This window comes from Ereboglobus luteus, assembly GCF_003096195.1.
GTDB lineage: Bacteria > Verrucomicrobiota > Verrucomicrobiia > Opitutales > Opitutaceae > Ereboglobus > Ereboglobus luteus.
Genome location: NZ_CP023004.1, coordinates 2,092,078 through 2,118,111, shown reverse-complemented (window position 1 = coordinate 2,118,111; position 26,034 = coordinate 2,092,078). Strand labels below are relative to the sequence as shown.

The window sequence follows — 26,034 nt, the reverse complement described above, 5'->3', positions numbered from 1 at the left end:
GTTAAGCCACGCGCGGCAGCGTGAGCCGGAACGCCGTGCCGGTTTTGCCGGTCGAGAGCAGCGCAATATCGCCGTGATGGCTGAGCATGATGCGCTTTGCGATTGCCAGCCCCAAGCCCGTGCCGTCGGAACGGCCCGACAAAAACGAGTCAAAAATATGCCCGCGCACCTTTTCAGGCAGCCCCGGCCCGTTGTCGGCCACATTCACGTGTATTGAATTTTCGGATACAACGGTCGAAATCGTGATCGCGCCGCCGTCGGGCATGGCCTGCATCGAGTTGAGCAGCAAGTTGAGCAGCACCTGTTGGATTTGCCCCTTGTTCACATCAACGCGCAACTGCCGCGGCGGTGGTTCGTAATGAAGCCGGATTTTGTGCTGCGCGAGCTTCAAGCGAATCAACACCGCCGTGTCATCAATGATGTCGGCAAGCACCCGGGGCGAATGCAGGCCGGACGGCGCCTTTGCAAAATTGAGCACGCGCGAGACAATCGCCTCGAGCTGGTCGAGCTTTTCACCAATCACGCGCATGTCGGTGCGGCGCGGATCGTCAGGCGGAAAGTCCAGCCCCAGATAACCGTAGAGCAGCTTGATCACGGTGAGCGGATTGCGAATCTCGTGCGCGATCTCGGCGGCGAGCAGGCCGAGCGTGGTGAGCTGTTCGTTTTTGCGCAGCAACGCCTCGCCCTGGAACACACGCGAATAAAGCCTCGCGTTTTGCAACGCCACCGCGCCAAGGCTCGCGAGCACGTCGAGCATACGCTTCTCGTCGTTGCTGAACCGGTGCGCGCGATCCGTAAAAACCGCGAGCACGCCCAGCAACTCACCCTCGCAGATCATTGGCGACGCGAGCGCGGAGTGCAGGCCGGTGTCGCGCGGAATGTCGTCGAGGGCGAGATAGTCGGGGCCGCGGATGTTTGCAAAATCCAACTGGCGGCGCGTGCGAATGACCGACGCGACAAGCGACGAATCGAGCGGAATCTCGCTTGGCGGAAGCCCGGGCCGCCGCCCCGGCGACGAAAACGCGGCGAGCGTCACCGAGTCGCGCGCCGGCTGGTAAAGATAAAGCGCGCTCGCATAGTTTTGGGTGATCGCCTGCGTGTCGCGCGCGAGCGCGGCGAACAATTCGTGTTGCTCGACTTTCGCCACGAGCGTCCGGCCAATGCCAATCAATGACTCAAGTTGCCGCGCCTTGCCGCGCAGTTGCCCGAGCTGCCAGAGCCGAGTGATCACCGCGGCCGCCTCGCGCGCGAGCCGCGCGAAAAATGCGAGATCGTTTTCGTTGAACGCGCCGCGCTTGTCGTGATCGATGTTGATGATGCCGGTCACGCGCCCCTCGCCGTCGCCGAGCGGCGCGGCCATCACGCAACGCGCCCCGGGGCGGATCGATATGTGGCGCGGCTCGGCTTTTGTGTCGGGCACGAGGCGCGGCACGGCGTGGGCAAACACCCAGCCGGTGACGCCCTGCCCGGGGCGCAGCGCAAACTCGCGCGCGCCGTCCGGCATGTTTTTTTGCACCTCGATTTCGAGCCTGCCCGTGTCCGGGTCGAGCAGCGCAATGTAACCCGATGTGGCGCCAAAGGCGCCCGTCACACAGTCGAGGATTTTTTGCAAAGCGACATCGGTTTTGCAGTCACCCAGCGCAAGCGATGCGATGAAATAAAGCGGCGCAAGCGCGCGCGGATCATCCACTGCCTCGAACTCAAAACTGTGATTCTCTGACGGCACGGCTGGCGAGCGTGCGCAAAAAGAACGCGATGCGCGAGAATGTCTTGGTGAAGAAATCAAAAAAATGCGGCCCCTTGCGCCGCGGTGCGATTGCGGGGTGCGGCGCAATTCGCAGGCTCGCGTTTGAGGGGAAGTTGGCTTTTGCTTCGCGCATTCATCAATCCATGTCCGCGCCGAAAAACATGATTCCCGGACGCATCGCCGACGCGCTGATGCGCTTTCCTCCCTTTTCCATGCTGCCCGCGGAGTCTGTCGCCGAGCTCGCCGCCGAGGCCGACGTCTGGGTCGTGCCGATGGGCGACTACATTTGGAGGCAGGGCGCCAACCCCTCCGGCGAGGTGCTCTTTCTTGCGCAGGGCCGCGTCGAATATATCTGGGACAACGAGGGGCAGTCCGAGCGAGTCGATGTGCGCGATGTCGGCGACGTGCTCGGACTGAGCGCGCTGGTGCGCAACGAGGCCAATCGCGTAAGCGCGCAGGCAGTCGAGGACTCCATGCTCTACAGCCTTTCGTGGGCGATGCTCCGCGCGATGCTCGAAAAAAACGACGAGGCGCGAAACTATGTGCGCCGCCACCTCTCCTGGGCCGTGCGTGTCGGCAGCCAGATTCACTACTCGGACGAACCGACCGAATCGCACATGGCGGGCCGCGCAAAAAACATCCTCCAGTCGCATCTCGACGGCGCGCAAATCATCCAGCCGCGCCCGATCGAGCGCCTGCTCACGTGCGGCCCCGACGCCGAGATCGGGCGGGCCGCCGCGCTCATTTCAGCGAAACGCGTGCCGTCGATTCTCGTTGTCGATTCCGAACGCCGCCCGCTCGGCATCGTCAGCAGCAACGCGCTCGTCAAAAACGTCGTCGTTGACGGAATGCCCAAAACCGAGCCCGTCTCGCGCATCATGGCGAAGCCCGTCTGCACCGTCTCGCCCAACTCCAGCGCCACCGCCGCGATGCTGATCATGCTCCGCGAACGCATCGGGCAGGTTTGCGTCACCGAGGACGGCACGCCCAACACCAAGGCGCTCGACGTCTGCACGCACAAGGACCTGCTCGCGCAAACCGGCCACCATCCCGCGGGGCTGTTGCGCGAAATCCGTTTCGCCAAGTCAAACGCGCGCTTCCGCGAACTTTGCGACGAGATCGAGAACATCGCCCGCAGCTACCTCGACGCCGGTGTCTCCGCCATCTACGTCGGCCAAATCTGCGCCGAGCTTTACGACGAGCTCACGCAACGCCTGGTCGACCTCTCCACCGACGAGCTGCAGGGCGAGGGCGTCTCGCTTCCGCGCGGCGTGGCGTGGGCGTGGATGTCGGTCGGCAGCGACGGGCGCCGCGAGCAGATCCTGCGCACCGACATGGACAACGCCATCGTCTTCGCCCCCTCGAAAACACAGGAGGAGGACGAGGCCGCGCGCGCCATTTTCACGCGCCTCGCCGCGCGCGTGATCGACAAGCTTGTCGCCGCCGGCTTCGCCCGCTGCCAGGGCGGCGTCATGGCGCTCAACCCGCGCTGGTGCCGCACGACGAACGAGTGGCTCGACGAGATCGCCTCCTTCAATGCCGACATCGACGGCGACGGGCTCCTGCGCGCCACCATCCTCTACGACCTGCGCCACGTCGCCGGCGACCGCGCGCTCTGCGACAGGCTCCGCGAAAGGATTTTCGCAACCGCCTCCGCCGACACCCCGCTCCAGCGCCGCCTCGCGCAAACGATCGTGGACAACACGCCCCCGCTCAATTTCATCGGCCGCTTCGTCATCGAAAAACTCGGCGTTGGCGGCAGCAGCGAGTTCGACCTGAAAAACCGCGGCATGGGACCGCTTCGCGACGCCGCGCGCCTCTTCTCGCTCCACTACAAACTCAACCGCCGCTACTCGACCGGCGGGCGCTGGGAGGAGCTTCGCCGCGTCGTGCCCGAGCGCGCCGAACTCGCCTCCCTTGCGCGCGACGCCTACGACTTCCTCCTCGGCCTGCGCACGCTCAACGGCCTGCGCCGCGGCGACTCGGGCCGCACCCTCGATCCCTCCACGCTCACTAAAATCGAGCGCGCTCAACTCTCCAGCGTGTTCGACGTGGTGCGCACCGTGCAGCACGCCGTGCAGTTTCAATTCTCAATCGACGGACGCATCTGATGAAACAAATGCGAAATGCGGATTTCGGAATGCGGAATGGCAATCCGGCAAACAATGCCCGGCCATTCGTAATTCGTCCGCGCGTCTTTTCCTTTCCGCATTCCGCGCTCCGAAATCCACATTTCACATGAATTGGAAATTCTGGAAACGCCCGCCCTCAAACCCGGTTGTCGCCGCCTATCGCGAGGCAACCTCGCCCCGCCCGGCGCGAAAAACACCCGTCGCCGACGCGCGATTTGTCATTCTCGATTGCGAGACATCCGGCTTCGACATCCAGGCCAACCGCATACTCTCGCTCGCCATTGCCGAGGTCAGCAAAGGCCGCCTGCGCATCGCAAAATCGCGTTCGTGGACGGTCTTTCAGGAGGACGCCCCGATCAACAAAGCCGTTGCGATTCACGGCATCCTGCCCTCGCAAACCGCGGGCGGCCAGCCGGAGACCGAGGTGCTGCTCGAATTCCTGCCCTGCATCCACGACGCGATTCTTGTCGGGCATCACATCCGTTTCGACATCGCCATGCTCAACGCATCGCTCGAACGGCACTACCGCGCCGCATTGCGCAATCCCACGCTCGACACGGCGGCGTTTGCCATGACGTCAATCGAGGCGTTCGCCAAAACCGCCTACCCCGGCCAGCATGAGCCCTCGCTTGAGGAAGTGTGCGCGCAATGCAAAATCGCCCCGCTCGAACGCCACACCGCCGAGGGCGACACATTCACAACCGCGCAGATTTTTCTCTCCATGTGCGCCCTGCACCAGCGCCACCTCGGCCGACCGCTGACGTTGGCGGATTTGCCGGTGCTGAACGGCTGATAACTTGAGGCATAACACATCGGCGACTTTTAACAAATTTCTCTTTGTCCCGCCGAACCCTCCTGGGTAAAAAAAATCCATTCCAAACAACCTCGCACATATTTCCGCACATGTCCGCCCCCGCGCTCAAAGACACGCTCTTCAACACCGACCGCTTCCGCCTCGTCGCCAGGGAACTCTCCCGCATCGAAAAACGCTTCGACGCAAAACGCTTTCTCGCGCTTTCCTTCCGCGACTTTGAAAGCCTTTCGCTCATGCAGCGTCTGCGCCGCATGACCGAGTCGCTCCACGCCACGCTGCCCGACGCCGAAACCAACTACCGCAAAACACTCGCCACGCTCCGCGCGCTCGCGCCCGTCCTCGCTCCCGGTTTCGCAATGCTTGTGTTTCCCGACTATGTCGCTCTCCACGGAACCGCCCCGCGCGATTTCGACATGTCGATGGACGCGCTAAAATTTTTCACGCCATTTGGTTCGTCCGAGTTTGCCGTGCGCGAGTTCATTCGCCGCGACCAGCCGCGCGCGCTTGCCATCATGCAAAAATGGTCGCGCGCCCCCGACGAGCACGTGCGCCGTCTCTCAAGCGAAGGCTGCCGCCCGCGCCTTCCGTGGTCATTTCGACTCGATTCGCTCGTGCAAAATCCCGCCCCCGTCGCGCCAATCCTCGAAAACCTCCGAGCCGACTCGAGCCTCTACGTGCGCAAATCCGTCGCCAATCACCTCAACGACATCACCAAGGACAATCCCGACTGGGTATTCGCGCGCATCAAGGACTGGCCGCTTGAAAACGAGCACACCACCTGGATCGTAAAACACGCACTGCGCACCCTCATCAAAAAAGGCGATCGTCGCGCGCTTGCCGTTATCGGCGCGGGCGAAAAAGCCCGCGTGCAAATCGACGATTTCAAGATCACTCCGCGCACACTCAAACTCGGCGAACGCCTGGGCTTTTCATTCACGCTCAAATCGACCGCGAAAAAGTCGCAACGGCTCGTCGTGGACTACGCCGTGCATTATGTGAAAAAAGCCGGCCACACCACGCGCAAGGTTTTCAAATTAAAAACCCTCGCGCTCGCGCCAAGGGAAACGATAAAAATCACCCGCAACCAACGCATCGAAAATTTCACCACCCGCACCCACTACGCCGGACGGCATGAAATCGAGATTATAGTGAACGGGGAGACATTTGCGAACGGTGGGTTTGATTTGAAAACAAAGTAGCACAGACGTTGGCGGACTGTCGCTCCACCCGAAACCTGCATGTGCACAAACTGTCCAATTTAATAATCTTTATTACTTAACCACGGATTACACGAATTTCGCTGATAAATACTATAGGGGCATCGCAAGCGCCCCCCGGTTTATCACCCGTGAAACCAACCTAATCCGAAGTTATTATTATTCAGAAACAATATCCGAAACATATCCGCGCCACCCCAAAAGAAACATTATTATCTTTTTCTTTTTGGTTTATCGCCCCTTTCGATACGCTCCTTTGAGGCCTCGTATGTTTCTCCGCCTGTTTTTTTATGAGGCACAGACACGGGAAACTGCATGCAACCGCCCAAGATCGCGACAACAAGGCAACCAAACATTACTTTGATCACTTTGCTCATACTATCTTGATGGTTTCGAGCAGTTGCGAGATTGCATTTGGCAATCCGCGCCACGCTTTAATTCCGGCTGCGCAGAAGCAGGATTCGCAGGATATACCAGAACAGCAGCATCACACCGGAGAACAGCGCGAGGGAGGCGGCGACGTGCTGGTCGGTGCGGTAATGATGAATGATATTGGACGTTGTATAAAGAATCGAGCCGCCCGCAAAAAACACCATGATCGCCGAGAAGAGCAGGCCGAGCGTGAATCCAAACACAATGCTGCATATAATAACACCCATCGCAACAAACCCGCCGATTGTCAGGATGCTTCGCAAAAACGAAAAATCTTTTCGCGTCATGAAGGCCGTCGCGGTGAGCCCCGCGAAAAGCAGCCCGGTGATAATGCCCGCGGTCGGAATAATCGTCGGGTCGCTGTAGTAAGCCGCAATATAAAGCAGCGGCAAAAATATAACAGCCTCGGCCACGATATAAACACCAAGCCCGAGATATTGCGCCGACGGCGACGCGTCCGAGCGCGCCCATTTGTCCGCAAGCCACGAAACGCCCATGAATGCCGCGAGGACGATCAGCCAGCCGTAGCCGCCGGTCATCAGGGCGATAAGTTTTTCGATTCCCGGCAACTTGAGCAACGCGGCTTCGAGCGCGACAAAGGCGATCAGCGCGCCGGCGAGATGAATGTAGGTGCGCCTGATGAACAGCGCGCGTTCGGAAGCGGCGGCTTCGGAGGCGGTCAAGAACGGGTTTTCGTATGCTTGGTTCATGACCGACATTCGTGGCGGCATCATGCTCGCGAGGCAAACCGGAAAACCGTCACGCCTTTGCCCGCCGCATCCACAGTATCATCGGCACCATGATGAACGGTGCCACGGCGGAAATCGCCAGCCCCCAGTGCAGGTCGCGCCAGTCGGCAATCATTCCCACGAGCCACGGCATGAAGATGCCGCCCGCGTTGCCGAGCGCGGCCAGCATGCCAAACATGCTCGCGCCACCGTTCGGGTAGCGGTCCGCGGTCACCGCAAGCGTTGTCGGCCACAGGCAGCTTCCAGTGAACCCCGCCGCGATGCACGCGAGCAACGCCACCGGCGCGCTCGGGAAAAACGCTCCGATCCAGAAAAGCACCACCGAAAATCCGCAACCCCACGCCATCATCACAAACGGATCCATGCGCCGCCCCGCCATGCCCACGATCATGCGCCCGGCGGTCATCGCCACGGAAAATAACAACAGCGACAAGCCGCCGATCCACACGGGATAACCGAGACTCTTTTCCGCGTAGAGCGGCAGCCACTGCGCCATGCCCGCCTCCGTTGCGCCGCCGAGAAAAATCGCCGCCATCGCGACGACAAACCATCCGCGGCGCACCAACTGGCTCATCGGCATGCGCGCTTTTTGGGCGACGGAGTCGCGCCGGGACTTGTCCACCCCATCGCCAACCATCGACGGAAAACGCAACGGCGCCATCATCGCCGCCAGCACGAGCGGCAGCGGCAGCAGGAGCAGGCACGTTCCCGACCAGCCGAGCCCGATGCTCAGCGTCACGGTTCCCACGCCAATTGTCATCACCGCGCCCACGCAATAAAACGAATGCAGCCAGTTGAGCGCCACCGTGCGACGCTCGGGGTTGAGCACCGACACAATCGGGCTGAGAATCATGTCTGTCATGCCCGCGCCCAGCCCCATCGAAAACAGCGCGCCGCACAACAACCCGTAACTGGGCGCCCACGCCATCGCCGCGAGACTCGCCGCCGTGGCGACGTTGCCGAGCAACGCAAACAGTTTTGCGCCCCACCGGTCCGCAAGCGGCCCCGTGATAAGAATCCCCGTGACCAGCCCCGAAAAACACCACGCGCTCAAGCGCCCGAGCTGTTCCTTTGACAGCCCCGCCTCGCCGCCAAACTCCACGCTCAACTCCGTGAGAAACACCGGCAGCAAATTCATGCCGATGGACAGCGCCATCATCGACCCGTAGCAAAGCCGGGTGAGAAGTTGCGCGCGCACTGCGGTGCTGGGTTGAAAAGACGACATCACGCCAAACTGGAACAATCCCCAGCCGCAATGCAATCACGGCATTTGCACATTCAACGATTCGAATAGTCGCGAACAGTTGCCCATTGTGACTGTCGCGCCGCGCCGCCCTCCCCCGCCACCCCGCAATTCACCAGCCCCAAACGAGCCTGATGCATAGAACCCATGCGTGCCGAACCAAAGCGGCCCTCCCCTGAAAAGTTTTCAGCAAACGATCACAATCTCGCTATTAAGACCCAGTCTCGATTTTTAAGCAAAAAAATCCTCTTTTTTGAGAACGAAGCCTCGACAAAACGCGTTCCAATTCTTCCCTTGTATCAGCCCGCCGTCCGACCTTTGCCGGAAACCACCGTTCCCGCGCAGTGTCGCCGGCGGGCAAAACCTTTTCTCTGAACCAGCCACCCACATCAAACGATGACTCCCATCGCCAACCTCGTAACATCCTCAATAGGTCGAAAATTCCTCATGGCCCTGACAGGCCTCGTGCTCACCGGCTTCGTCACAGGCCACATGGTGGGCAATTTGCAGATATTCCTGCATCCCGACCACATCAATGGTTACGCCCATTTCCTCCAGGGACTCGGGCTCGCACTCTGGGCCGTTCGCGGCTTTCTGCTGCTTTGCGTGGTGATCCACGTTTGGGCGGCCGTCACACTTTGGGTTGAGAGCAAAAAGGCTCGCGGCCCCGAAAAATACGACCGCAACAAGTGGCTCGCCGCCACCACGGCCTCGCGTTACATGCGCCTCACCGGCCTCGTGGTGCTCGCGTTCATCATCTACCACATCCTGCATTTCACGGTTGGCGTGCAAGGCACGGGCGGCATGTTCAAGGACGCGCTTCCTCACTGGGAAATGACCGACAACGTCAAGGAATTCGGCATCCCCCTCGCAAACAAGGGCGAGTCCGTCCACGACGTTTACAGCATGGTTTTCCTCGGCTTCATGAACCCGATTGTCGCCGGTTTCTACATGCTCGCCGTCGCCCTCCTCGCCATGCACCTCTGGCACGGTGTCGAGTCGCTCTTCCAGACCCTCGGCTGGCGCAACCATAAATGGTCCTGCCTGCTGCGCGGCATCGTCGGCCTATTCGCCTTTGTCTACCTGCTCGGCAATCTCGCGATGCCCGGCTTGATCGTCAGCGGAGTCGCCAAGCCCGCCGAAGGCACCTCCGCCGCCAAGGCCGCTGCGATCCAATGCTCCGCTGGCGCCACGCAAACCCCCGCGCAAAAATAACCGACGCGCTCCCGCATCACCGAAACCTCACTTCCTAATTCCTAATTTTTAACTCCTAATTTTTTTACCATGGCCAAACTCGAATCCAAGATTCCCACAGGCCCGCTCGCCGACAAGTGGAGCACCTACAAGTCCGAAGCGCTCAAGCTCGTCAACCCCGCCAACAAGCGCAAATACGAAGTCATCGTCGTCGGCGCCGGCCTCGCGGGCGCATCCGCCGCGGCCACCCTCGCCGAACTCGGCTACAAGGTGAAATGCTTCGTGTTTCACGACACCCCGCGCCGCGCCCACTCCATCGCCGCGCAAGGCGGCATCAACGCCGCGAAGAATTACCAGAACGACGGTGACAGCGTCCACCGCCTCTACTACGACACCATCAAGGGCGGCGACTACCGCTCCCGCGAGGCCAACGTCCACCGCCTCGCCGAAGTGTCCGTCAACATCATCGACCAATGCGTCGCGCAAGGCGTGCCCTTCGCCCGCGAATACGGCGGCCTGCTCGCCAACCGCTCCTTCGGCGGCGCGCAAGTATCGCGCACCTTCTACGCCCGCGGCCAGACCGGCCAGCAACTCCTCCTCGGCGCCTACTCCGCGCTCATGAAGGAGGCCGGACGCGGCGCGGTCGAAGTGCACCCCTTCGAGGAAATGTCCGACCTCGTCGTCATTGAGGGACAGGCCAAGGGCATCATCACCCGCAACCTCGTCTCCGGCGAAATCCGCCGCTGGTCCGCCGACGCCGTCATCCTCGCCACCGGCGGCTACGGCAACGTCTTCAACCTCTCCACCTACGCGCGCGGCTCCAACGCCACCGCCGCCTGGCGCGCCTACAAACGCGGCGCCTGTTTCGCCAATCCCTGCTTCACGCAAATCCACCCCACCTGCATCCCCGTCTCCGGCGATTACCAGTCGAAACTCACCCTCATGTCCGAGTCGCTCCGCAACGACGGACGCATCTGGGTTCCGAAAAACGCCGCCGACTGCGACAAACCCGCCAGCCAAATCCCCGAAGAAGCGCGCGACTACTATCTCGAACGCATCTATCCGAGCTTCGGCAACCTCGCCCCCCGCGACGTCTCCTCGCGCGCGGCGATGCGCATGTGCGACGAAGGCCGCGGCGTCGGCCCCGGCAAGCGCGGCGTTTACCTTGACTTCGCCGACGCCATCCAGCGCCTCACCGAGGACGGCGTGCGCGAACGCTACGGCAACCTCTTCGACATCTACCACGAAATCACCAACGAAAACGCCTACAAACAACCCATGCGCATCTACCCCGCGGTGCACTACACCATGGGCGGCCTCTGGGTTGACTACAACCTCATGTCGAACGTCCCCGGCCTCTTCATTCTCGGCGAAGCGAACTTCTCCGACCACGGCGCGAACCGCCTCGGCGCCTCCGCGCTCATGCAAGGCCTCGCCGACGGCTACTTCGTCATCCCCTACACCATCGGCAATTACCTCGCCACGCAGAAACCCGGCTCCCGTCCGAAAACCGACGCCACCGAGTTCGCGCAAGCCGAGCAAAACGTCCGCGGCATCAATGACCGCCTCCTCGGCGCCAACGGCAAGGAACCCGTCTCGCACTTCCACAAGCGCCTCGGCCTCATCATGTGGGAAAATTGCGGCATGGCCCGCACCAAGGAATCGCTCCAAAAGGCGATCAAGCTCATCCCCGAGCTCCGCGCCGAATACTGGCAAAACGTCCGCGTGCCCGGCTCGGGCGCGACCCTCAACCAGTCGCTCGAAAACGCCAGCCGCGTCGCCGACTACATGGAACTGAGCGAACTGATGTGCCGCGACGCCCTCGCCCGCGAGGAAAGCTGCGGCGGCCACTTCCGCGAGGAATACCAATATCCGGACGGCGAATGCAAACGCGACGACGCGAACTTCGGCCACGTCGCCGCCTGGGAATACCAAGGCGACGGCAAGGACCCGCTCCGCAACGTCGAACCGCTCAACTACGAATTCACCCAGATGAGCGTCCGCTCCTACAAATAAGCCAAAAGGGCATACGCACAACCAAACACATTTAACAAACACACTCCCATGGTTGCCGAATCATCCGAAAAAAACATCAACGTGACCCTTCGCGTCTGGCGCCAGGCCGGACCGAACCAGCCCGGCAAGTTCGTCGAGTATCAGGCGAAGAACTGCAACCCGAACATGTCGTTCCTCGAAATGCTCGACGTTGTTAACGACAACCTCGTCACGCAAGGCGAGGAGCCCATCGCGTTCGCGCACGACTGCCGCGAAGGCATCTGCGGCACCTGCAACCTCGTCATCGACGGCAAGCCGCACGGTCCGCACAAAGCCATCGCCACCTGCCAGACCTACATGCGCAGCTTCGCCGACGGCGCGGTCATCACCGTCGAGCCCTTCCGCGCGAAACCCTTCCCGGTCATCAAGGACCTCATCACCGACCGCAGCGCGTTCGACAAAATCCAGCAGGCCGGCGGCTTCATCAGCGTGCGCACCGGCGCCGGAGCCGACGCCAACGCGACCCCGATCTCGAAGGACAACGCCGACCTCGCCATGGACGCCGCCCAATGCATCGGCTGCGGCGCCTGTGTCGCGGCCTGCAAAAACGCCAGCGCCATGCTCTTCGTCGCGGCCAAAGTCTCACAGTTCAGCCTCCTCCCGCAAGGCCAGCCCGAGCGCGACCGCCGCGTGCTCGCCATGGTCGCCAAGATGGACGAACTCGGCTTCGGCAGCTGCACCAACCAATACGAATGCAGCGCCGCGTGCCCAAAGCTCATCAGTCACGATTTCATCGCCCGCATGAACCGCGACTACATCAAGGCGACGATCCGCCAGACCTTCAAACCGAAGAGCAACGCCGTCGCCGGCGGCGCATAAGCAACGCGGCGCGGACCGCCAGGTCCGCCTGTTTTTCTAACGAACAAAAAAGCGCGCCAATTTCCGGCGCGCTTTTTTTGTTTTCACTTCTTGGCCGTCAACGCCTCGTTCACGTATTTCTCAAACACGCCGTAAAGCCCGCTTTCCCGCAACGGCTGCTTGGTCGCCATGCCATCGCGATTTCTGCCGCTGTCCTCCAGAATTTCGGTGAAGAGGATTTGGATCGCAGTGGTGTTGTCCGGCCCGACTCCGAAGCGCACACTGGCGCTCACCTGACGCGCCGCGCGCCCCATGTCGCCCGAACTGATCGCGCTGATGGCCTCGATTTTTTTCTGCGCAACCCCGCTGCTCGTGATCTTGTAGCCCATCTGGACAAGCGCGGTGCGGGCCGCGGCAAACGCGGTATCCTCGTCAGTTTCGACAATCACATCGTGGTAGGTGGGATTGATGTGCTCGCGAAGGTTTGCGATATTGGATTTGCAGCCGGCGCCCAAAAGGAGCGCAAGCGTTGCGAGTAACAAGCTGATTTGTTTCATATAAAAATTATGCGTTGGTTTGTGACGGGCAATTTTCAGGCGGGCTGTTGTTGTGAGATGCAATGCAAAGTGCCGAGCCCCCAGATGAGCTCGTAGCAATCGACGGGGACGATTTCGCGGTCCGGGAAACAACCGGCGATGATTTCGCACGCCGCGCCGTCGCGCTTTGGCTGGCGGAAGGTGGGCACGAGCACGGCGTCGTTTATGATGAGAAAATTCGCGTAGCTCGCCGGGACGCGCTGGCCTTGAAACGCGAAGGGCTTCGGCATGGGCAACTCAACGATGTCGAACTTTTTGCCCGACGGCGTGCGCATGGAGCGCAGCCGCTCGGTGTTTTCCGCGAGGATGGCGTGATTTGCGTCGCGCTTGTTTGGCTCGACCACGGTGATGAAGCCGTTGGGTTTGTAGAAACGCGTGATGTCGTCGATGTGTCCGTCGGTGTCGTCGCCGACAATGCCGTCGCCCACCCAGAGGATCGTGCTCACGCCGAGGTAGTCGCGGAGGTTTTGCTCGATCTGTTCGCGCGTGAGTTGCGGGTTGCGGTTTTTGTTGAGCAGGCATTGCTCGCTGGTGAGGAGCAGGCCCTTGCCGTTGACATCAATCGAACCACCCTCGAGGACGACGTTTTTTACGAAGCGGCGCATCTTGAGTTTTCTCGCGACGAGCGGCGGGATGGTGTTGTCGAGATCGTAGGGCGGATATTTGCCGCCCCAGGCGTTGTGCATCCAGTCGGTGACGGCAACTTCGCCCGTGCGGTCGTTTTTCACAAAGATCGGCCCGTGATCGCGGCACCACGCGTCATTGGTCGGGTGATTGTAGAAGAACACGCGCGACATGTCGGCTCCGGCGCGGTCGCAGAGTTTTTTCGCGCGCGGCTGGAGCGCGGCGGCGCAATTGATGCGGACGTTTTCGCGATAGCTGATGAGCGCGACGATTTGCGCAAAGACGTAGGGGATGGGCCGGAATTGTCCGGGCCACGACGCGCGCTTGTGCGGCCACGAAAGCCAGACTGCATCCTGCGGCTCCCACTCGGCGGGCATGCGGAAACCGAGGGCGGCGGGTGTCGCTGCCGCGGAGGAGTCGGCGCGTTGTTTGGAGTTTGGAGTTTGGTGTTTGGTGTTTTTGCTCACGATGGAGATTCCGTTAATGAAAAACTTATGTTCGCTAAAAATATTTCAATGCTGCGTTGTAGTTATCCTCGCCAACCCAATTTTTTAAGTAATCTGCATTCAATACGAATTCTTCCTTGTGCATGAGTTTTGGCAAGAGGGCGCGTGTGTGATTCATGTCGAACAGTTCCTCGTAGAGTGCCACCATGAGAATGGTATCAATGTCATCTTCCGCAGTTTGTCCGAATGGTAGGGATTCGCACCAATGTGTGAAATCTTGAAGGCGTTTGATGATGTTCGGTGAAATTGCTTTTGGACCCAAGTCTTTCAACCAGCGAGCAATGTATCCCACCATTGAATATGGTAACTCTTCGTCTCCATCGGTGACATAATGATGGATTTCTGGGAATCGACGGAGAATCTCGTCATAAAGCTGCTTGGTAATATGTTTGGAGTTTTTAGGCACGACGACGTTTTGCGGATTTGTTTAGATTCGTTTTTTCGCAGCCCATCAATTTTTCATTTCTCGTGCAACTTGTGCGAGAAATTCAGGCTGCGTATGAATCTCGTAAAGCTGCCGCATGCGCCAGATGTTTGCCGTCGAAAATCCACGCATGTCTGGAAACTCGCGGCGGAGATCGGCAGCAAGTTGCTCAACCACGGAATCGCCCCATTTTGCAATGCGCTGCTTTTCGACAATTGCCCTTCCGATATCCCAATAAAGCAGGATCAACTCGCTGTTCACAGCGCGCGCCGCGCCGAGGCGGGCCGTGACGATGCGTAACTTCAAATCCGCGACGAACGAAACATAGTCCGGGCTGGTCAGTTTTTTCGTTTTCATCGAGGATATGGTTTTGCTCACGGCGGCTGAATTGCTTTTCGACAATGCTTTGGCGCGTTTGTGCGAATGGCGACACAAGAATCTGCGTGGAGGCACAGCGGCCTCGCGTATCCGGCGCAAACACCGCCCTGCTTCACAATAAATCCGCCGCCAGCTCCGCGAGCTTGGATCGCTCGCCCTTGGTCAGCGTCACGTGCGCGGCGAGCGACTGGCCGCGCATCCGGTTGTGACAATAGACAAGGCCGTTGCTGCGCGAATCCACATACGGGTTGTCAATCTGCGCCGGATCGCCGATGAGCACGATTTTAGATCCTTCCGCAATGCGGGTGATCACCGTTTTCACTTCGTGCGGCGTGAGTTGCTGCGCCTCGTCCAATATGAAAAAGCGCCGCGCAATCGAACGCCCGCGAATGAAGCACAGCGCCTCGATTTCAACCATGCCGTTGCGAATCAGGCGTTCGTAGGGTTTTATCATTCCGGCGGTCGCGCCGCCGCCATTTCCATTTCCGCCGGCGGAAGCGCCCGCGGTCTGCGCCACAGGTGACATCTCCATCGCGTGGGCGCGGGCGTCGTGCTTCGCCTTCTTTTTCTTAGAGACTTTTTTCACCGCAAACTGCGGATCCTTCGGCGGCTTCGAGGGGATGAGCACTTCGAGCGCGTCGAAATACGGCTGGAGCCACGGTTTCATTTTTTCCTCAAGGTCGCCGGGCAGAAACCCGATCTCCTTGCCGACCGCAATCACGGGACGCGAAATCGAGACGCCGTCGTAGCGCGAGCAGGCGTCCTGCGTTTGATGCAGCGCGCACGCGATTGAAAGCAGCGTCTTGCCGGTGCCCGCCTTGCCGAAGCAGGTGACAACCGAGACCGAATCATCAAGCAGCGCGTCCATGAGAAACTGTTGTTCGAGATTGCGCGGGCGGATTGGAATGCCGCCGGGCGCGCGCACGCTTTCGGGAATGCGCAGGCGCCCGACCGTGCACGAGCCGTCGGCCTCCACACCCGCCACGCGCGCGGGCATGGTTTTGTCCACCTCGGAACGCAGCAGCACATAGTCGTTGAGGGCGAGTCCGCGCGACGCCTCGGCACCCAAATCGAAACGGCCCTCCGAGCAGAACCGCTGCATTTCATAAATGGTGACGGGGATCTCGCGATATGCGTCCTCGCGCGCCTCGGCGAGGGCCTCGGGCACCTTGTCGTTGAGATAATCCTGCGACTCCAGTCCGACGGCGCGCGCCTTGAGCTGCACGTTCACGTCCTTCGTCACAAGGATCACGGGCGGCGGAAACTGCTCCTGCACATACAGCGCGCAGGCGATGATTCGGTTGTCCTTCTTGGACAAGTCGGGAAGCACGGCCTGCAAGCGCAGCATCGCCGGATTCGCCCCCGCAAAGTGCTGGTCGACCATGTAGTGGTTTATGATCACGGACAACGAGCCTCCGTTTCGCAATCGCACGCCCTCGTCCATCGAATGCGCATCCGGCAGCAACTCCTGCAGGATTCGATGAACACGGCGCGCATTGCGCCCGCGCTCGGTCGATTGTTCAGTCTTGATGGTGTCCAGTTCCTCCAAAACCTCCACGGGAATGACGAGGTTGTTGTCCTCAAACTTGAAGATCGACTGTGGATCGTGCAGGAGGACGTTGGTATCCAAAACGAAGGTCTTAGCCCTCGTCTTGGGCTCCTTGAGCAACTGTGATTTTGGGGCTTTCGCCCGGCTCAGGCTTTCCATTGGTGTGGATAAGATGTGAACAAGTCAGCACAGGTGCGCGCATTTGTCGAACGCGGAATTCACTTTTCAAAAAAAGAGGCGGCCCGCCTACCCCTAAGCGGACCGCCATTGCTTTCTTTGTTACCCCAAATCTCCCGCTATGCGGGAGAAATCTGAACTACCTACGCAGAGTAAGACGCCGTCACTTCAAAAAGGATTCAAAAAAATTAAAGATTTTTTCGCAGCCTCAAACAGTCGTCTCAAACACGCGTTTGAACACCTTTGTCAGGCTATCACTGATAACAGGCAAAAAAAGAGGCGGTCCGCCTACCCCTAAGCGGACCGCCATTGCTTTCTTTGTTACCCCAAATCTCCCGCTATGCGGGAGAAAGCTGAACTACCTACGCAGAGTAAGACGCCGTCACTCCAAAAAGGATTCAAAAAAATTAAAGATTTTTTTCGCAGCCTCAAACAGTCGTCTCAAACACACGTTTGAACACCTTTGTCAGGCTATCACTGATAACAGGCAAAAAAGAGGGCGGCCCGCCTACCCCTAAGCGGACCGCCCATTGCTTTCTTTGTTACCCCAAATCTCCCGCTATGCGGGAGAAATCTGAACTACCTACGCAGAGTAAGACGCGGTTACCCGCGAAATGTTTCAAAAATAATCCGACACTTTTTCAAAAAAATCAAACGACCGTTTGAATGGCTCGACAAAAATCTTAAAAGAAGAAGCCAAAAACTGCATTTAACTACATTAAAATAAACAAATTACAGAATCATATTTTTCGATTTGATCGATGACTCGAATCGCTCAAATACTCAATTCGCCCGCGCCCCGCGCATGAGTTTAACATAGTTTTTAAACTAAAACTGAGCGTCGTCGCGCCACAAAGTGAACTGATCCCCGGCTTTTTTCTTCTTCGGCCGCGGATCAGTCCAGATGAGTATCAAGTATTCCGCCAGATTGCGCATGCTCATGCCGGTCGAAACATCCTCCAGCTGCCTCACCACGCGGGCGCGTTCGATAAGATAGGCGCGCAATTCCCTGCCCAAGGCTTCCGCCGCCAGATAATCATCGGGCTGCGAGGCTGCCACACTGCGAACCTTTTGCTCCCAGTAGGATTTTTCCTCGGGGTTTGCCCGTATGTAATCGTGAAGCTGCTGTTCGCCTTGATTTAATGCCATGCGCGCAAACTTGTAAGGCCGCTCCACAAAAACAACCGCAAATAGTGGCGGATTTCACAGTTGTTTATCACGGGCAAACGGGTGGCGGCGGTTTCACCGAAACCACCGCGTTTTGCGCCTGCCACACATCTTCCGTAATTCTCTGCGCGCCCGGCGAGCGCGCCCCACCCCGCAAGCCCCAATCATTCCTCCTGCCTGACGGGGCAGATGAGCGTCGCCACGGTGCCGCCGCCCTCGCGGTCACTCATGATCAAGTCGCCGCCAAGCGTGCGCAAAGTATGCCGCGCAATACTCAGGCCCATGCCCACGCCGACATTTTGTTTCGTGCTTACAAAAGGCTCGAACATGTGGTCGCGGATTTCCGGCGAAATGCCCCGCCCCTGATCCTCGACACTGATCCGGAACGCATCCCCTCCTTGCGCCAGCTTTGCCGGGCTGACGGTAAGCGTGATCGGGCGCGCACTCGCGCCATCAACGTCCGCGCCGGGAAACCCGTAACTTTCCCACGCGTTGATCAGCAGCTTGCCCAAAATATCCTCGAACGATTCCACGTGCACATCGACCTCCATCTCGCCCAGCGGATTCGAAACGGCCACGGGAGCGGTGATGCCAAACGCGTCCTGATAACGCGCGATACTGTTTCCGATGAGCGTTTGCAGGGAAACACGGGTCACCGGCGGACGCGTCCTCACAACAAGTTGGTTGAGCTGTTTGATCACACCGGCAATGCGCTTCACCGCGCTCTCGACATTGGTCGCGTTGCTCTTGACGAGCTCCGGCCTGTTATACTGGAGCTTCATCAAATCGACGTAGCCGAGCACCACGGCGAGCATGTTGTTCAGGTTGTGCTCGATGCCCTGCGTAACCGCGCCGATCAACGCCGCGCGCCGCGCCTCGGCCAGGCGCTTTTGCAAATCAGCCATCTCGCGGTTTATGCTGATGAGGCGCAGTTGGGTGCGCACGCGCGCCACCATCTCGTCGAGGTCAACCGGCTTTGTGATGTAATCGACCGCGCCCATCGAAAGCCCCTCGATCTTGTGTTCGCGCGCCCCGCGCGCCGTGACAAAAATAACGGGGATGGCGCGCGTGCATTCCGCCGCCTGCAAGCGCCGGCAGACCTCGATGCCGTCCATGTCGGGCATCATGACATCGAGCAAAATCAACGAGGGTCGCGCCCGCGCCACCACATCAAGCGCCTCCTGCCCGGAATGGGCGGTCGCCACCTGCAGCCCCTCGCGCTCGAGCTTGCGCTTGAGCAGCTGGACGTTGACCGGCTGGTCGTCGACAACGAGGATTTTTTCACGGGTAAAAGAATTCATGCGCTGAAAGGTTTCTGGAGGGCCCGCGCGCCGTGCATCCAGAATGCCTGACGGACGGGAAAGTAAGTTCGATGCTCAAATTGACTCCAACCGGCGCGGCGCGCGAGTTCGCAAATTTCGTTTTCCGTGAACGCGCGGCGCACCGACAGTCGCGAATCATATTTCATCATGGCGCGGCGGTAAACCGTCGCCGTGAGCAGCCAGATCGCAAAACGCCCCTTCCAGCAACGCAGCAAGTCCGAAACAAGCACGCGCCCTCGCGACGCTTCGCGGCAAAGCCGGAGCACGCGCACGGCGTCGTCCTCGCTGAAGTGGTGCAACGCCTGGGAACAGATCACGACATCATACGCGCCGGCGCCTGGCTCGAACTTTAGGATGTCGGCCTCGATGTAGTTGATTTCCGGATACGCCGTGCTCCGCTTGCGCGCGATGCCGATTGTGAGCGGGTTAAAATCCACCGCGTCGATCCGCGCCTTGATGCCGCGCGCGCGCGCCCAGTCGACGATCATGCGCGGAATGTCGCCCGATGCCGTGGCAAGGTCGAGCAAGCGGTATTCGATTGGCGCCCCGGAGTCAGCTTCAGGCGCGCCCAGCCAAAGTGGCAGAAACTGCTGGATGATTTCGTGCCCGCCAAACCGGGCGTTCAGGCTTTCGAGATCGTCGAGATCCTTCTCAAGCGCAGTCGCGTCGCCGCTTTGCGTGACGTCCATCAGCTCCGGGGTGTCTGGCGAAAAAAAGCGGCGCATGTCGGATGGTTGCAAAAAAATTCGAACTGGGGATGCGGAACAAAAACCCCTTGTCGCGCATCACTTCCCCCGCGACTGCCGCCACGCTTTCACGGTGTTGCTCATGAGCATCGCAACGGTCATCGGGCCGACGCCGCCGGGCACGGGCGTGATCTGGCTGCACAGCGGCGCGACGCTTGCGAAGGCAACGTCGCCGGTAAGCCGGTAGCCGGTTTTCTTCGTGGCGTCGGGAACGCGGTTGATGCCCACGTCGATCACCACGGCGCCGGGCTTGACCATGCCGGCGGTGACAAACTCCGCGCGGCCAATCGCCGCGATGAGCACGTCGGCCTGGCGCGTGATTTCGGGGAGATTCGCCGTCTGCGAATGGCAAATGGTGACGGTGCCGTTGGCCCCCGCTTTTTTCTGGAGGGCGAGAAGCGCGACGGGTTTGCCGACAATAAGCGAGCGGCCGAGCACAACGACATGCCTGCCTTTCAGGTCCACGCCGGAGCGCGCGAGCATTTCCATAATGCCGGCGGGCGTGCAGGCCACAAAGCCGGTAGGATCCTCCTGCGCGACCTTGCCGAGGTTGATGGTGTTAAAACCATCGACATCCTTTTCGGGCGACACGCGCCTGAACACCGCGACCTCGTCGATGTGCTTGGGAAGCGGCGATTGCACAAGGATGCCATCAACCTCCGGATCGGCGTTGAGCTGGTCGATCAGCGCGAAAAGCTCGTCCTGCGAAATGGTGACCGGCGGCAAAATCACGCGGCTGGAGATTCCTATTTCGGCGGATGTTTTTTCCTTTTTGCGCACATAGGAAATCGACGCGGGATCATCGCCCACGCGCACGAGCGCAATGCAGGGTTTGCGTCCGTCAATGGCGGACACCTCGGCCTTAAGTTCGGCGATGATGGTTTGTGCGATTTGGTTTCCGTCGATCAGTTTCATAAAGTCTTGGATTTTCGATTTTCAATTTTGGATTGGCGGCATCCCGCGCCATTGGATTTTCGACGGACGCTTGCGCAATTCAAAGTCGAAAATCCAGAATCCAAAACTCACTCACTTTGCCTGCAGCGTCTCGGCCTTGATCACGATGTCCTGGGTGTTGGGAACGCCCGCGATGGAGCCGTTCACAACCACGGTGCGTCCGATGTAGGTCTCAAATTGCTCGGTCACGACGATCTTGCTCAGGTCGAGGTAGGCAAGGCGCGTGCCGTCCGCGGCGGTGAGTTGAAACTCATACGGGCGGCGCGGCATGAAGGCGCGGCGTGTCGATGCAAAGGTGCCCTCAAACGTGCGCGGCACCGCGGCGCTGGCGGCGTCGGCCGGCTTGGCCTCGTAGGTGCGCCCGCCGCCCATCGGCGTGGTCGCGGCCGCGGATGCGGTTGCCGTCGGGGTTGCCGCGGCGGAACGAGTTTGTTGTTGAGGCAATTGCGAACCGCCCTGGGTGGAAACGGAAAGCGGACGCTGATCTTGGGGCGCGGCGGTCTGGTGCGGCGCGTAAGGAACGGTCCCGGCTTGTTGCACGACCTGCGCATCCGCGGTTGCGGGCGCGGGCGAAGCGGCTGGCGGCGGTGTTTCCTGCGCGGGCGCGGGTGCCGCCGGTGCGGATGCGGGAGGTGTGGGCGCGACGGTGTTGATGTAGCCGGTCGATTTTTTGATGATGTGCATTTGCACCCATTTGCCCTGAATGCCGCGCAGTTCCGTGACGTCGCCCGCAACCATCGTGCCGAGGGAAGCGGCTTCGAGGTTGGGCTCGGCGCGCAATGTGACGCCGGGTTTCACGTCGAGTTCCTTGTTCAGCTCGCTGTCGCGCACCCACACATCGAGCGCGGCGGTGATGGAGATCGCTTGCCAGCCTTCGGGCAGGGCGACCGCGGAGGCCGCGGTGGCGGGCGAGGGCTCTTCGCCTGCCTTCAGGGTGAGCAAAACCGGCGCGGCATAATCGGGGCTGGCGTGGACGGGCGTGTCGCCGGCAAGCGGCGCGGCATTGAGCGCGGCGGCAAACGCGGCGCAAAATGCGGGGATGAAGACGAGGCGCGTGATGTGTTTCATTGTTTTTTACTCCTTGAAGACCGGTTTTTGAGGGGTGTTTTTTTGCTTTTTTCCACGACGGGCGAGGGAATCTTGAAAAGTTTTTCGATTTCGCGCGGCGTGAGCGGCTTCACCGCGCGCACGGGAATCCCCTTCAGCGAAAACGCGCCGATTTGATAGCGCTTGAGTCGTTTCACGTCGAAGCCGAGCGTGGAAAAGAGGAGGCGGATTTCGCGCTTTTTGCCGTGGTGCATCTGCACGTCGAGCTGCGCGGAATCGCCGGCGGAGTTGGGCGCGAGAAACCGGACGCGCTCGACCTTGAGCCGCTCGCCCTCGTAAACGATGCCCTTGGTGAGCAGATTTTTTTTCGCGGAGGGAAAAGGTTTTTTGAGCAACACGAGGTAGTGCTTCACGACCACGTTGCTCGGATGCATGAGCCGGTGCGCGAGGTCGCCGTCGGTGGTGAGGATGACGAGCCCCTCGCTGTCCTTGTCGAGACGGCCCGCGCAGAAAAAGCGGTGCTTGGAAAAATCGCGCGGAAGCACGGTGAAAATCGTGTCGGCGTCGTGCGGGTCGTAGTTGGAGCAGATGAGGCCGCGCGGTTTGTGCACGGCGAGCGTGATGCGCGGCGCGGCGGCAACGCGGATGGTCGAGCCGGAGACGGTGACCTTGTCCACGCCGGGCGTGATGCGCTGGCCGATGGTGGCGCAGGCGCCGTTGACCCACACTTCGCCTTCGCGAATGAGCGTTTCTGCGGCGCGCCGCGAACACACGCCGGCATCGGCGATGTATTTCTGGATGCGTATGGTCTCGGTGGCGTCGCTCATGTCTTGGTGCAAGGCCGCATTGCGACGCAATTTGACGGGCGACGCAAGCCCTTGCACATTTCGCGCGGCATTATTGCCCCAGCAGATTTTCCCTCAAAAACAGAATCGTTGTCAGGAACTGGTAGTCGATGTTGGCCTTTTTCTTGAAACCGTGGCCCTCGTCGTTGGCCATGAGATACCAGACTTGGTTGCCCTGGGCGCGGAGCGCGGCAAGAACTTGCTCCGCCTCGGAGGCGGGCACGCGCGGATCGTTTTTGCCCTGCACGATGAGCATGGGCTTTTTGATTTTCGAGATGCTCGTGGTGGGCGAAACTTGCTCAAGAAACGCATGCATCCTTGGGTCGCGCTCGTCGCCGTATTCGGCGCGGCGCAGATCGCGACGGTAGTCCTGTGTGTTTTTCAGGAATGTGAGGAAATTCGAAATGCCCACGACATCGATGCCGCAGCGCATGCGGTCGCCGTAGTGAATCATCGTCGAGAGCGACATGAACCCGCCGTAACTGCCGCCGGTCACGGCCATGCGCCCGGCGTCGAGGCGCGAGTCGGCCTTGAGCGCGTCGAGCAGCGCGCCGATGTCCTTCACCGAGTCCGCGCGCTTGTAACCGTTGTCAAGCGAGACAAAGGTTTTCCCGTAGCCGCTCGATCCGCGGACGTTTGGATACACAATGGCGATGCCGAGCTCGTTGAGATAATAATTGTTCTGCGCCAGGAAGCGCGGACGAAACTGCGACTCGGGGCCGCCGTGGATGTTGATGAGCACGGGACGCGGACCGGGAAACTTTTTCGAGTCGGGCAGGTAGAGAAACGCCGAGATTTCAAGTCCGTCAAAACTCTTGAACGAAATCAGCTGCGGCTCGACAAACGCGCCCGCGTCCAAGCCGCCCGTCTCGCTTTCCGTCCAGCGCTCAAGCGCGCCGGTCGCGAGGTTGATCGAATAGGTGTCGGCGGGACTGCGCGCGGAGGTGAGCGTGAACGCAAAATCGACGCCATTCGCATGCCACTCCATCGAGCCGATGACTCCCGCGGGAATTCGCGGCGCGGGCAGCTCGCGGCCTGTTTCCAAATCGATAAAATGCAGCGTGCTGACACCGGCCTCGTTGACCGAGTAGGCGAGCCTTTTGCCGTCGGGCGATTGATCAAATCCCTCGACATCCCAGCGCAGCCCCCGGGTGAGCGGCGTGATCGCGCGCGTGGCGAGATCGTAGCGCACAAGCGTCAGGAACTCCGAGCCGGTGTCAGTGACGACGATGATCGACTTTCCATCGCGCGCGAATTGCGCGCCCGCCCAGGAAGCCCTCGCGACGCCTTCACCGGCGGGCGTGACAAGCTCCATTTTCCCGCTGGCAACATCGACCACGTAGTAGCGGCTTTCGTTGATCGAAACATATTCGCGCACGAGCAGCCGTTTGTCGTCAAACGACCATCCGCCCGCGCGCCATCCCCCGCCCTTCATTTGCACAAGCATGCGATCCGTGCGCGCGGGATCGGCGGGATTCATGATGTAAATGTCATTGTCGGCGCCATTGCGGCGCGTGGAGGTGTAGGCGATGCGGTCGCCACGGTGCGACCAGATGCCACCGCTGTTGCGCGATTTGCCGTCGGTCAAAAGCGTGACGCGTCCGTCGGAATCGTAACGATAAAGCTGATAAAATTCACCGCCGCCCCTGTCCTGACTGAAAAGGATGTAGTCGCCCGTTTTTGGATGATACGAAGCGCCGGCCACCGGTTCGGAAAGAAAGGTGAGCTGCTTGCGCTGGCCGAGCGGGTTGCGCACGAGGTGCAGTTGCGCGGACTCGGCAAAGCGCGTGGTGACGAGCAACTCACGCCGCACCGGATGCCAGCCTTTGAACACAGCCGAGCGAAACTCCAGATACCGCGAAATATCCCCCCTCAACTCGGACGGGATCGCCGGAATGCCATCGGCAACAAGATTCGCGGGCACTCGCGCGGCCAGCGGCAACCCCGCAAACACCGGCAAAAGAACAAGGGCAAGGACAACGGCAAAGAAAGGTTTTTTCATGCGCAAATGTTGGCCGTCCGAAAAGCGGCGTGGCAACGGAAAAGGCGGCTGAAAAAGAATGCGAGGGAAGGATTCAGAATACAGGAGTTGGGCGTCGAACTGAAGAAGGCGCCCGCGACATGGGCGTTACCCGCAAGACTAGTCCGCGCCGCGCCAAGTGAACGCATGGCACAACGCCACGCCCGCGGCATCGGCTTCGTCGTAGGCGAGCTGACGCCCGTGGCCGAGCATGCCCATGACGGTGCGCGCCATTTGCTCCTTGCTCGCGCGGCCCGCGCCGACAACGGCCTGCTTCACGCGCAACGGCGGATATTCAAAAATCGGCAGCTCGTGCAATGCCGCCGCGGCGATTGCCGCGCCGCGCGCCGCGCCGAGGATTTGCGCGGTCTGGAAATTCTGCACGTAGATTGTCTGCTCGAGCGCGACATGGCGCACCGGCACGGTCGATTCGGTTATGAATGAGGTTACCGCGCGGTGAATTTCGGCGAGCGCGACGGGCATTGGCAGTTTTGACTTCACCGTGACCGTCCGGCAGCGCAGGAGCACGGGCGCGCATTTGGACGCAAACTCGATCAACGCGAGGCCGGTGCCGCGCAAACTTGGGTCGATGCCGAGGATGCATCCGGCATAGGGCGCGCGAGTAAGCGCAAAATCACCGCGCGTGACCTCGTCCGTCGGGGAAAGTTTCCCCGACAGCTTTGCCGCCCACATTTGTCTGACTGTCATGCGCGCCATGATTGGGAAAACAAAACCACCATCTGGCGCAAACTGCCAAGTCCGCATTTTAACTAACAACGCACAAAATCCTTAATCACGGCCGATTGCCATCAACTTGTTCAAGAGCATGAGCACCAAAATCAAGAAACGCCCGTGGCAGTCGCAAAGCAGGGAGACCGCCTAAATATCCACCTCACCCGGTTTGTTCCTGGCAATGCTCACAAAGCCCCCGGGGCACCCTGCTGTTTCTGCAAAGTTCGAAGCGCCTTGTAGCCCATGCAGAGACAGACGACGGCGACAATGTGGAAAATAATTCCCACCATGGATTCCGCGCCGGTCAGAGCGACCAGCAGAAGCGTGTCGAGCGTGAGCGCGATGATCCCAACAATGAATGCCCACGCCTGATGTTTCGTCGCGGCGTAACCCAGGCCGACGAGACAGCCGACCGCGCTGATAGTGGTAATCGCACCCGCAGTCGTGCCAAGCGCGCCAAATTGCAGGCCGATGGCGTAAATCAATTCGGTGATCCCAAGCCCGATCGCGAAGCGCCATGTCGCCTCCGTGTGCGCGAGCAAAACATTTATCCTAAAAAGGAAAAT

At 60.1% G+C, this 26,034-nt stretch carries 24 protein-coding genes; 7 read left to right on the top strand and 17 right to left on the bottom strand.

Going from position 1 to position 26,034, the window contains the following annotated elements; genetic code table 11:
- Window position 1: 1 nt before the first annotated feature.
- Window positions 2-1,726: a GAF domain-containing protein gene (locus CKA38_RS07995; protein ID WP_236918963.1), complete on the bottom strand. Its 1,725-nt coding sequence runs from the start codon at window positions 1,724-1,726 to the stop codon at window positions 2-4.
- 164 nt (window positions 1,727-1,890) lie between these two features.
- On the opposite strand from CKA38_RS07995, the gene CKA38_RS07990 reads away from it, so the two are divergent.
- From CKA38_RS07990 to CKA38_RS07980, 3 genes are all read left to right on the top strand, one after another.
- Window positions 1,891-3,858, top strand: coding sequence for a DUF294 nucleotidyltransferase-like domain-containing protein (locus CKA38_RS07990; RefSeq protein ID WP_161554797.1), 1,968 nt, complete (start codon window positions 1,891-1,893; stop codon window positions 3,856-3,858).
- A gap of 127 nt (window positions 3,859-3,985) precedes the next feature.
- A complete protein-coding gene (locus tag CKA38_RS07985) occupies window positions 3,986-4,672 on the top strand; it encodes a 3'-5' exonuclease (protein WP_108824996.1) in 687 nt (228 codons plus the stop codon).
- Window positions 4,673-4,782: 110 nt separating this feature from the next.
- The gene (locus CKA38_RS07980; RefSeq protein WP_108826497.1) at window positions 4,783-5,892 is read left to right on the top strand and encodes a DNA alkylation repair protein; all 1,110 of its coding nucleotides are present in this window, start codon (window positions 4,783-4,785) and stop codon (window positions 5,890-5,892) included.
- 452 nt (window positions 5,893-6,344) lie between these two features.
- Here the strand turns inward: CKA38_RS07980 and CKA38_RS07975 are convergent, their stop codons facing one another.
- Window positions 6,345-7,052: a Bax inhibitor-1/YccA family protein gene (locus CKA38_RS07975; RefSeq protein WP_108826496.1), complete on the bottom strand. Its 708-nt coding sequence runs from the start codon at window positions 7,050-7,052 to the stop codon at window positions 6,345-6,347.
- A 49-nt stretch (window positions 7,053-7,101) separates the two neighbouring features.
- Window positions 7,102-8,289, bottom strand: coding sequence for an MFS transporter (locus CKA38_RS07970; RefSeq protein WP_236918962.1), 1,188 nt, complete (start codon window positions 8,287-8,289; stop codon window positions 7,102-7,104).
- Between the two features lie 192 nt (window positions 8,290-8,481).
- Here CKA38_RS07970 and CKA38_RS15710 point away from each other — a divergent pair, with 192 nt between their 5' ends.
- The 4 genes from CKA38_RS15710 to CKA38_RS07955 all read left to right on the top strand — a co-directional run bounded on the left by CKA38_RS15710 (window position 8,482) and on the right by CKA38_RS07955 (window position 12,402).
- A complete protein-coding gene (locus tag CKA38_RS15710) occupies window positions 8,482-8,709 on the top strand; it encodes a hypothetical protein (protein WP_161554796.1) in 228 nt (75 codons plus the stop codon).
- A gap of 21 nt (window positions 8,710-8,730) precedes the next feature.
- Entirely contained in the window at window positions 8,731-9,549 is an 819-nt protein-coding gene (locus CKA38_RS07965; RefSeq protein ID WP_108824994.1) for a succinate dehydrogenase cytochrome b subunit, read from the top strand.
- 69 nt (window positions 9,550-9,618) lie between these two features.
- The gene (locus CKA38_RS07960) at window positions 9,619-11,544 is read left to right on the top strand and encodes a fumarate reductase/succinate dehydrogenase flavoprotein subunit (RefSeq protein ID WP_108824993.1); all 1,926 of its coding nucleotides are present in this window, start codon (window positions 9,619-9,621) and stop codon (window positions 11,542-11,544) included.
- Between the two features lie 75 nt (window positions 11,545-11,619).
- Entirely contained in the window at window positions 11,620-12,402 is a 783-nt protein-coding gene (locus tag CKA38_RS07955) for a succinate dehydrogenase/fumarate reductase iron-sulfur subunit (RefSeq protein ID WP_192881164.1), read from the top strand.
- An 83-nt stretch (window positions 12,403-12,485) separates the two neighbouring features.
- On the opposite strand, the gene CKA38_RS07950 is transcribed toward CKA38_RS07955, so the two are convergent.
- The 14 genes from CKA38_RS07950 to CKA38_RS07885 all read right to left on the bottom strand — a co-directional run bounded on the left by CKA38_RS07950 (window position 12,486) and on the right by CKA38_RS07885 (window position 26,010).
- A complete protein-coding gene (locus tag CKA38_RS07950; protein ID WP_108824991.1) occupies window positions 12,486-12,938 on the bottom strand; it encodes a hypothetical protein in 453 nt (150 codons plus the stop codon).
- Between the two features lie 35 nt (window positions 12,939-12,973).
- Window positions 12,974-13,978, bottom strand: a complete 1,005-nt coding sequence (locus CKA38_RS07945; RefSeq protein ID WP_108826495.1) for an agmatine deiminase family protein — start codon at window positions 13,976-13,978, stop codon at window positions 12,974-12,976.
- A gap of 124 nt (window positions 13,979-14,102) precedes the next feature.
- Window positions 14,103-14,513: a hypothetical protein gene (locus tag CKA38_RS07940; protein ID WP_152032727.1), complete on the bottom strand. Its 411-nt coding sequence runs from the start codon at window positions 14,511-14,513 to the stop codon at window positions 14,103-14,105.
- Between the two features lie 45 nt (window positions 14,514-14,558).
- Window positions 14,559-14,888, bottom strand: coding sequence for a DUF1016 N-terminal domain-containing protein (locus tag CKA38_RS07935; protein WP_108826494.1), 330 nt, complete (start codon window positions 14,886-14,888; stop codon window positions 14,559-14,561).
- A 133-nt stretch (window positions 14,889-15,021) separates the two neighbouring features.
- Window positions 15,022-16,617 (bottom strand): PhoH family protein, encoded by a 1,596-nt coding sequence (locus CKA38_RS07930; protein ID WP_108824989.1) that lies wholly within the window; start codon window positions 16,615-16,617, stop codon window positions 15,022-15,024.
- An 846-nt stretch (window positions 16,618-17,463) separates the two neighbouring features.
- Window positions 17,464-17,784, bottom strand: a complete 321-nt coding sequence (locus tag CKA38_RS07925; protein WP_108824988.1) for a hypothetical protein — start codon at window positions 17,782-17,784, stop codon at window positions 17,464-17,466.
- A 182-nt stretch (window positions 17,785-17,966) separates the two neighbouring features.
- The gene (locus CKA38_RS07920) at window positions 17,967-19,103 is read right to left on the bottom strand and encodes a response regulator (protein WP_108824987.1); all 1,137 of its coding nucleotides are present in this window, start codon (window positions 19,101-19,103) and stop codon (window positions 17,967-17,969) included.
- The gene (locus CKA38_RS07915; protein WP_108824986.1) at window positions 19,100-19,849 is read right to left on the bottom strand and encodes a methyltransferase domain-containing protein; all 750 of its coding nucleotides are present in this window, start codon (window positions 19,847-19,849) and stop codon (window positions 19,100-19,102) included. Before CKA38_RS07915 ends, CKA38_RS07920 begins: the two co-directional genes overlap by 4 nt.
- Before the next feature lie 60 nt (window positions 19,850-19,909).
- A complete protein-coding gene (gene folD / locus CKA38_RS07910) occupies window positions 19,910-20,785 on the bottom strand; it encodes a bifunctional methylenetetrahydrofolate dehydrogenase/methenyltetrahydrofolate cyclohydrolase FolD (RefSeq protein ID WP_108824985.1) in 876 nt (291 codons plus the stop codon).
- A gap of 111 nt (window positions 20,786-20,896) precedes the next feature.
- On the bottom strand, window positions 20,897-21,892 hold the full coding sequence (locus CKA38_RS07905; protein WP_108824984.1) for an SH3 domain-containing protein: 996 nt from the start codon (window positions 21,890-21,892) through the stop codon (window positions 20,897-20,899).
- The gene (locus CKA38_RS07900) at window positions 21,889-22,698 is read right to left on the bottom strand and encodes a pseudouridine synthase (RefSeq protein ID WP_108824983.1); all 810 of its coding nucleotides are present in this window, start codon (window positions 22,696-22,698) and stop codon (window positions 21,889-21,891) included. The genes CKA38_RS07905 and CKA38_RS07900 overlap by 4 nt, the downstream gene beginning before the upstream one ends.
- A gap of 70 nt (window positions 22,699-22,768) precedes the next feature.
- Window positions 22,769-24,718 (bottom strand): S9 family peptidase, encoded by a 1,950-nt coding sequence (locus CKA38_RS07895; protein ID WP_108824982.1) that lies wholly within the window; start codon window positions 24,716-24,718, stop codon window positions 22,769-22,771.
- 138 nt (window positions 24,719-24,856) lie between these two features.
- Window positions 24,857-25,444: a crossover junction endodeoxyribonuclease RuvC gene (locus CKA38_RS07890; RefSeq protein ID WP_236918959.1), complete on the bottom strand. Its 588-nt coding sequence runs from the start codon at window positions 25,442-25,444 to the stop codon at window positions 24,857-24,859.
- Window positions 25,445-25,653: 209 nt separating this feature from the next.
- Entirely contained in the window at window positions 25,654-26,010 is a 357-nt protein-coding gene (locus CKA38_RS07885; protein WP_108824980.1) for a hypothetical protein, read from the bottom strand.
- Between the last annotated feature and the right edge of the window lie 24 nt (window positions 26,011-26,034).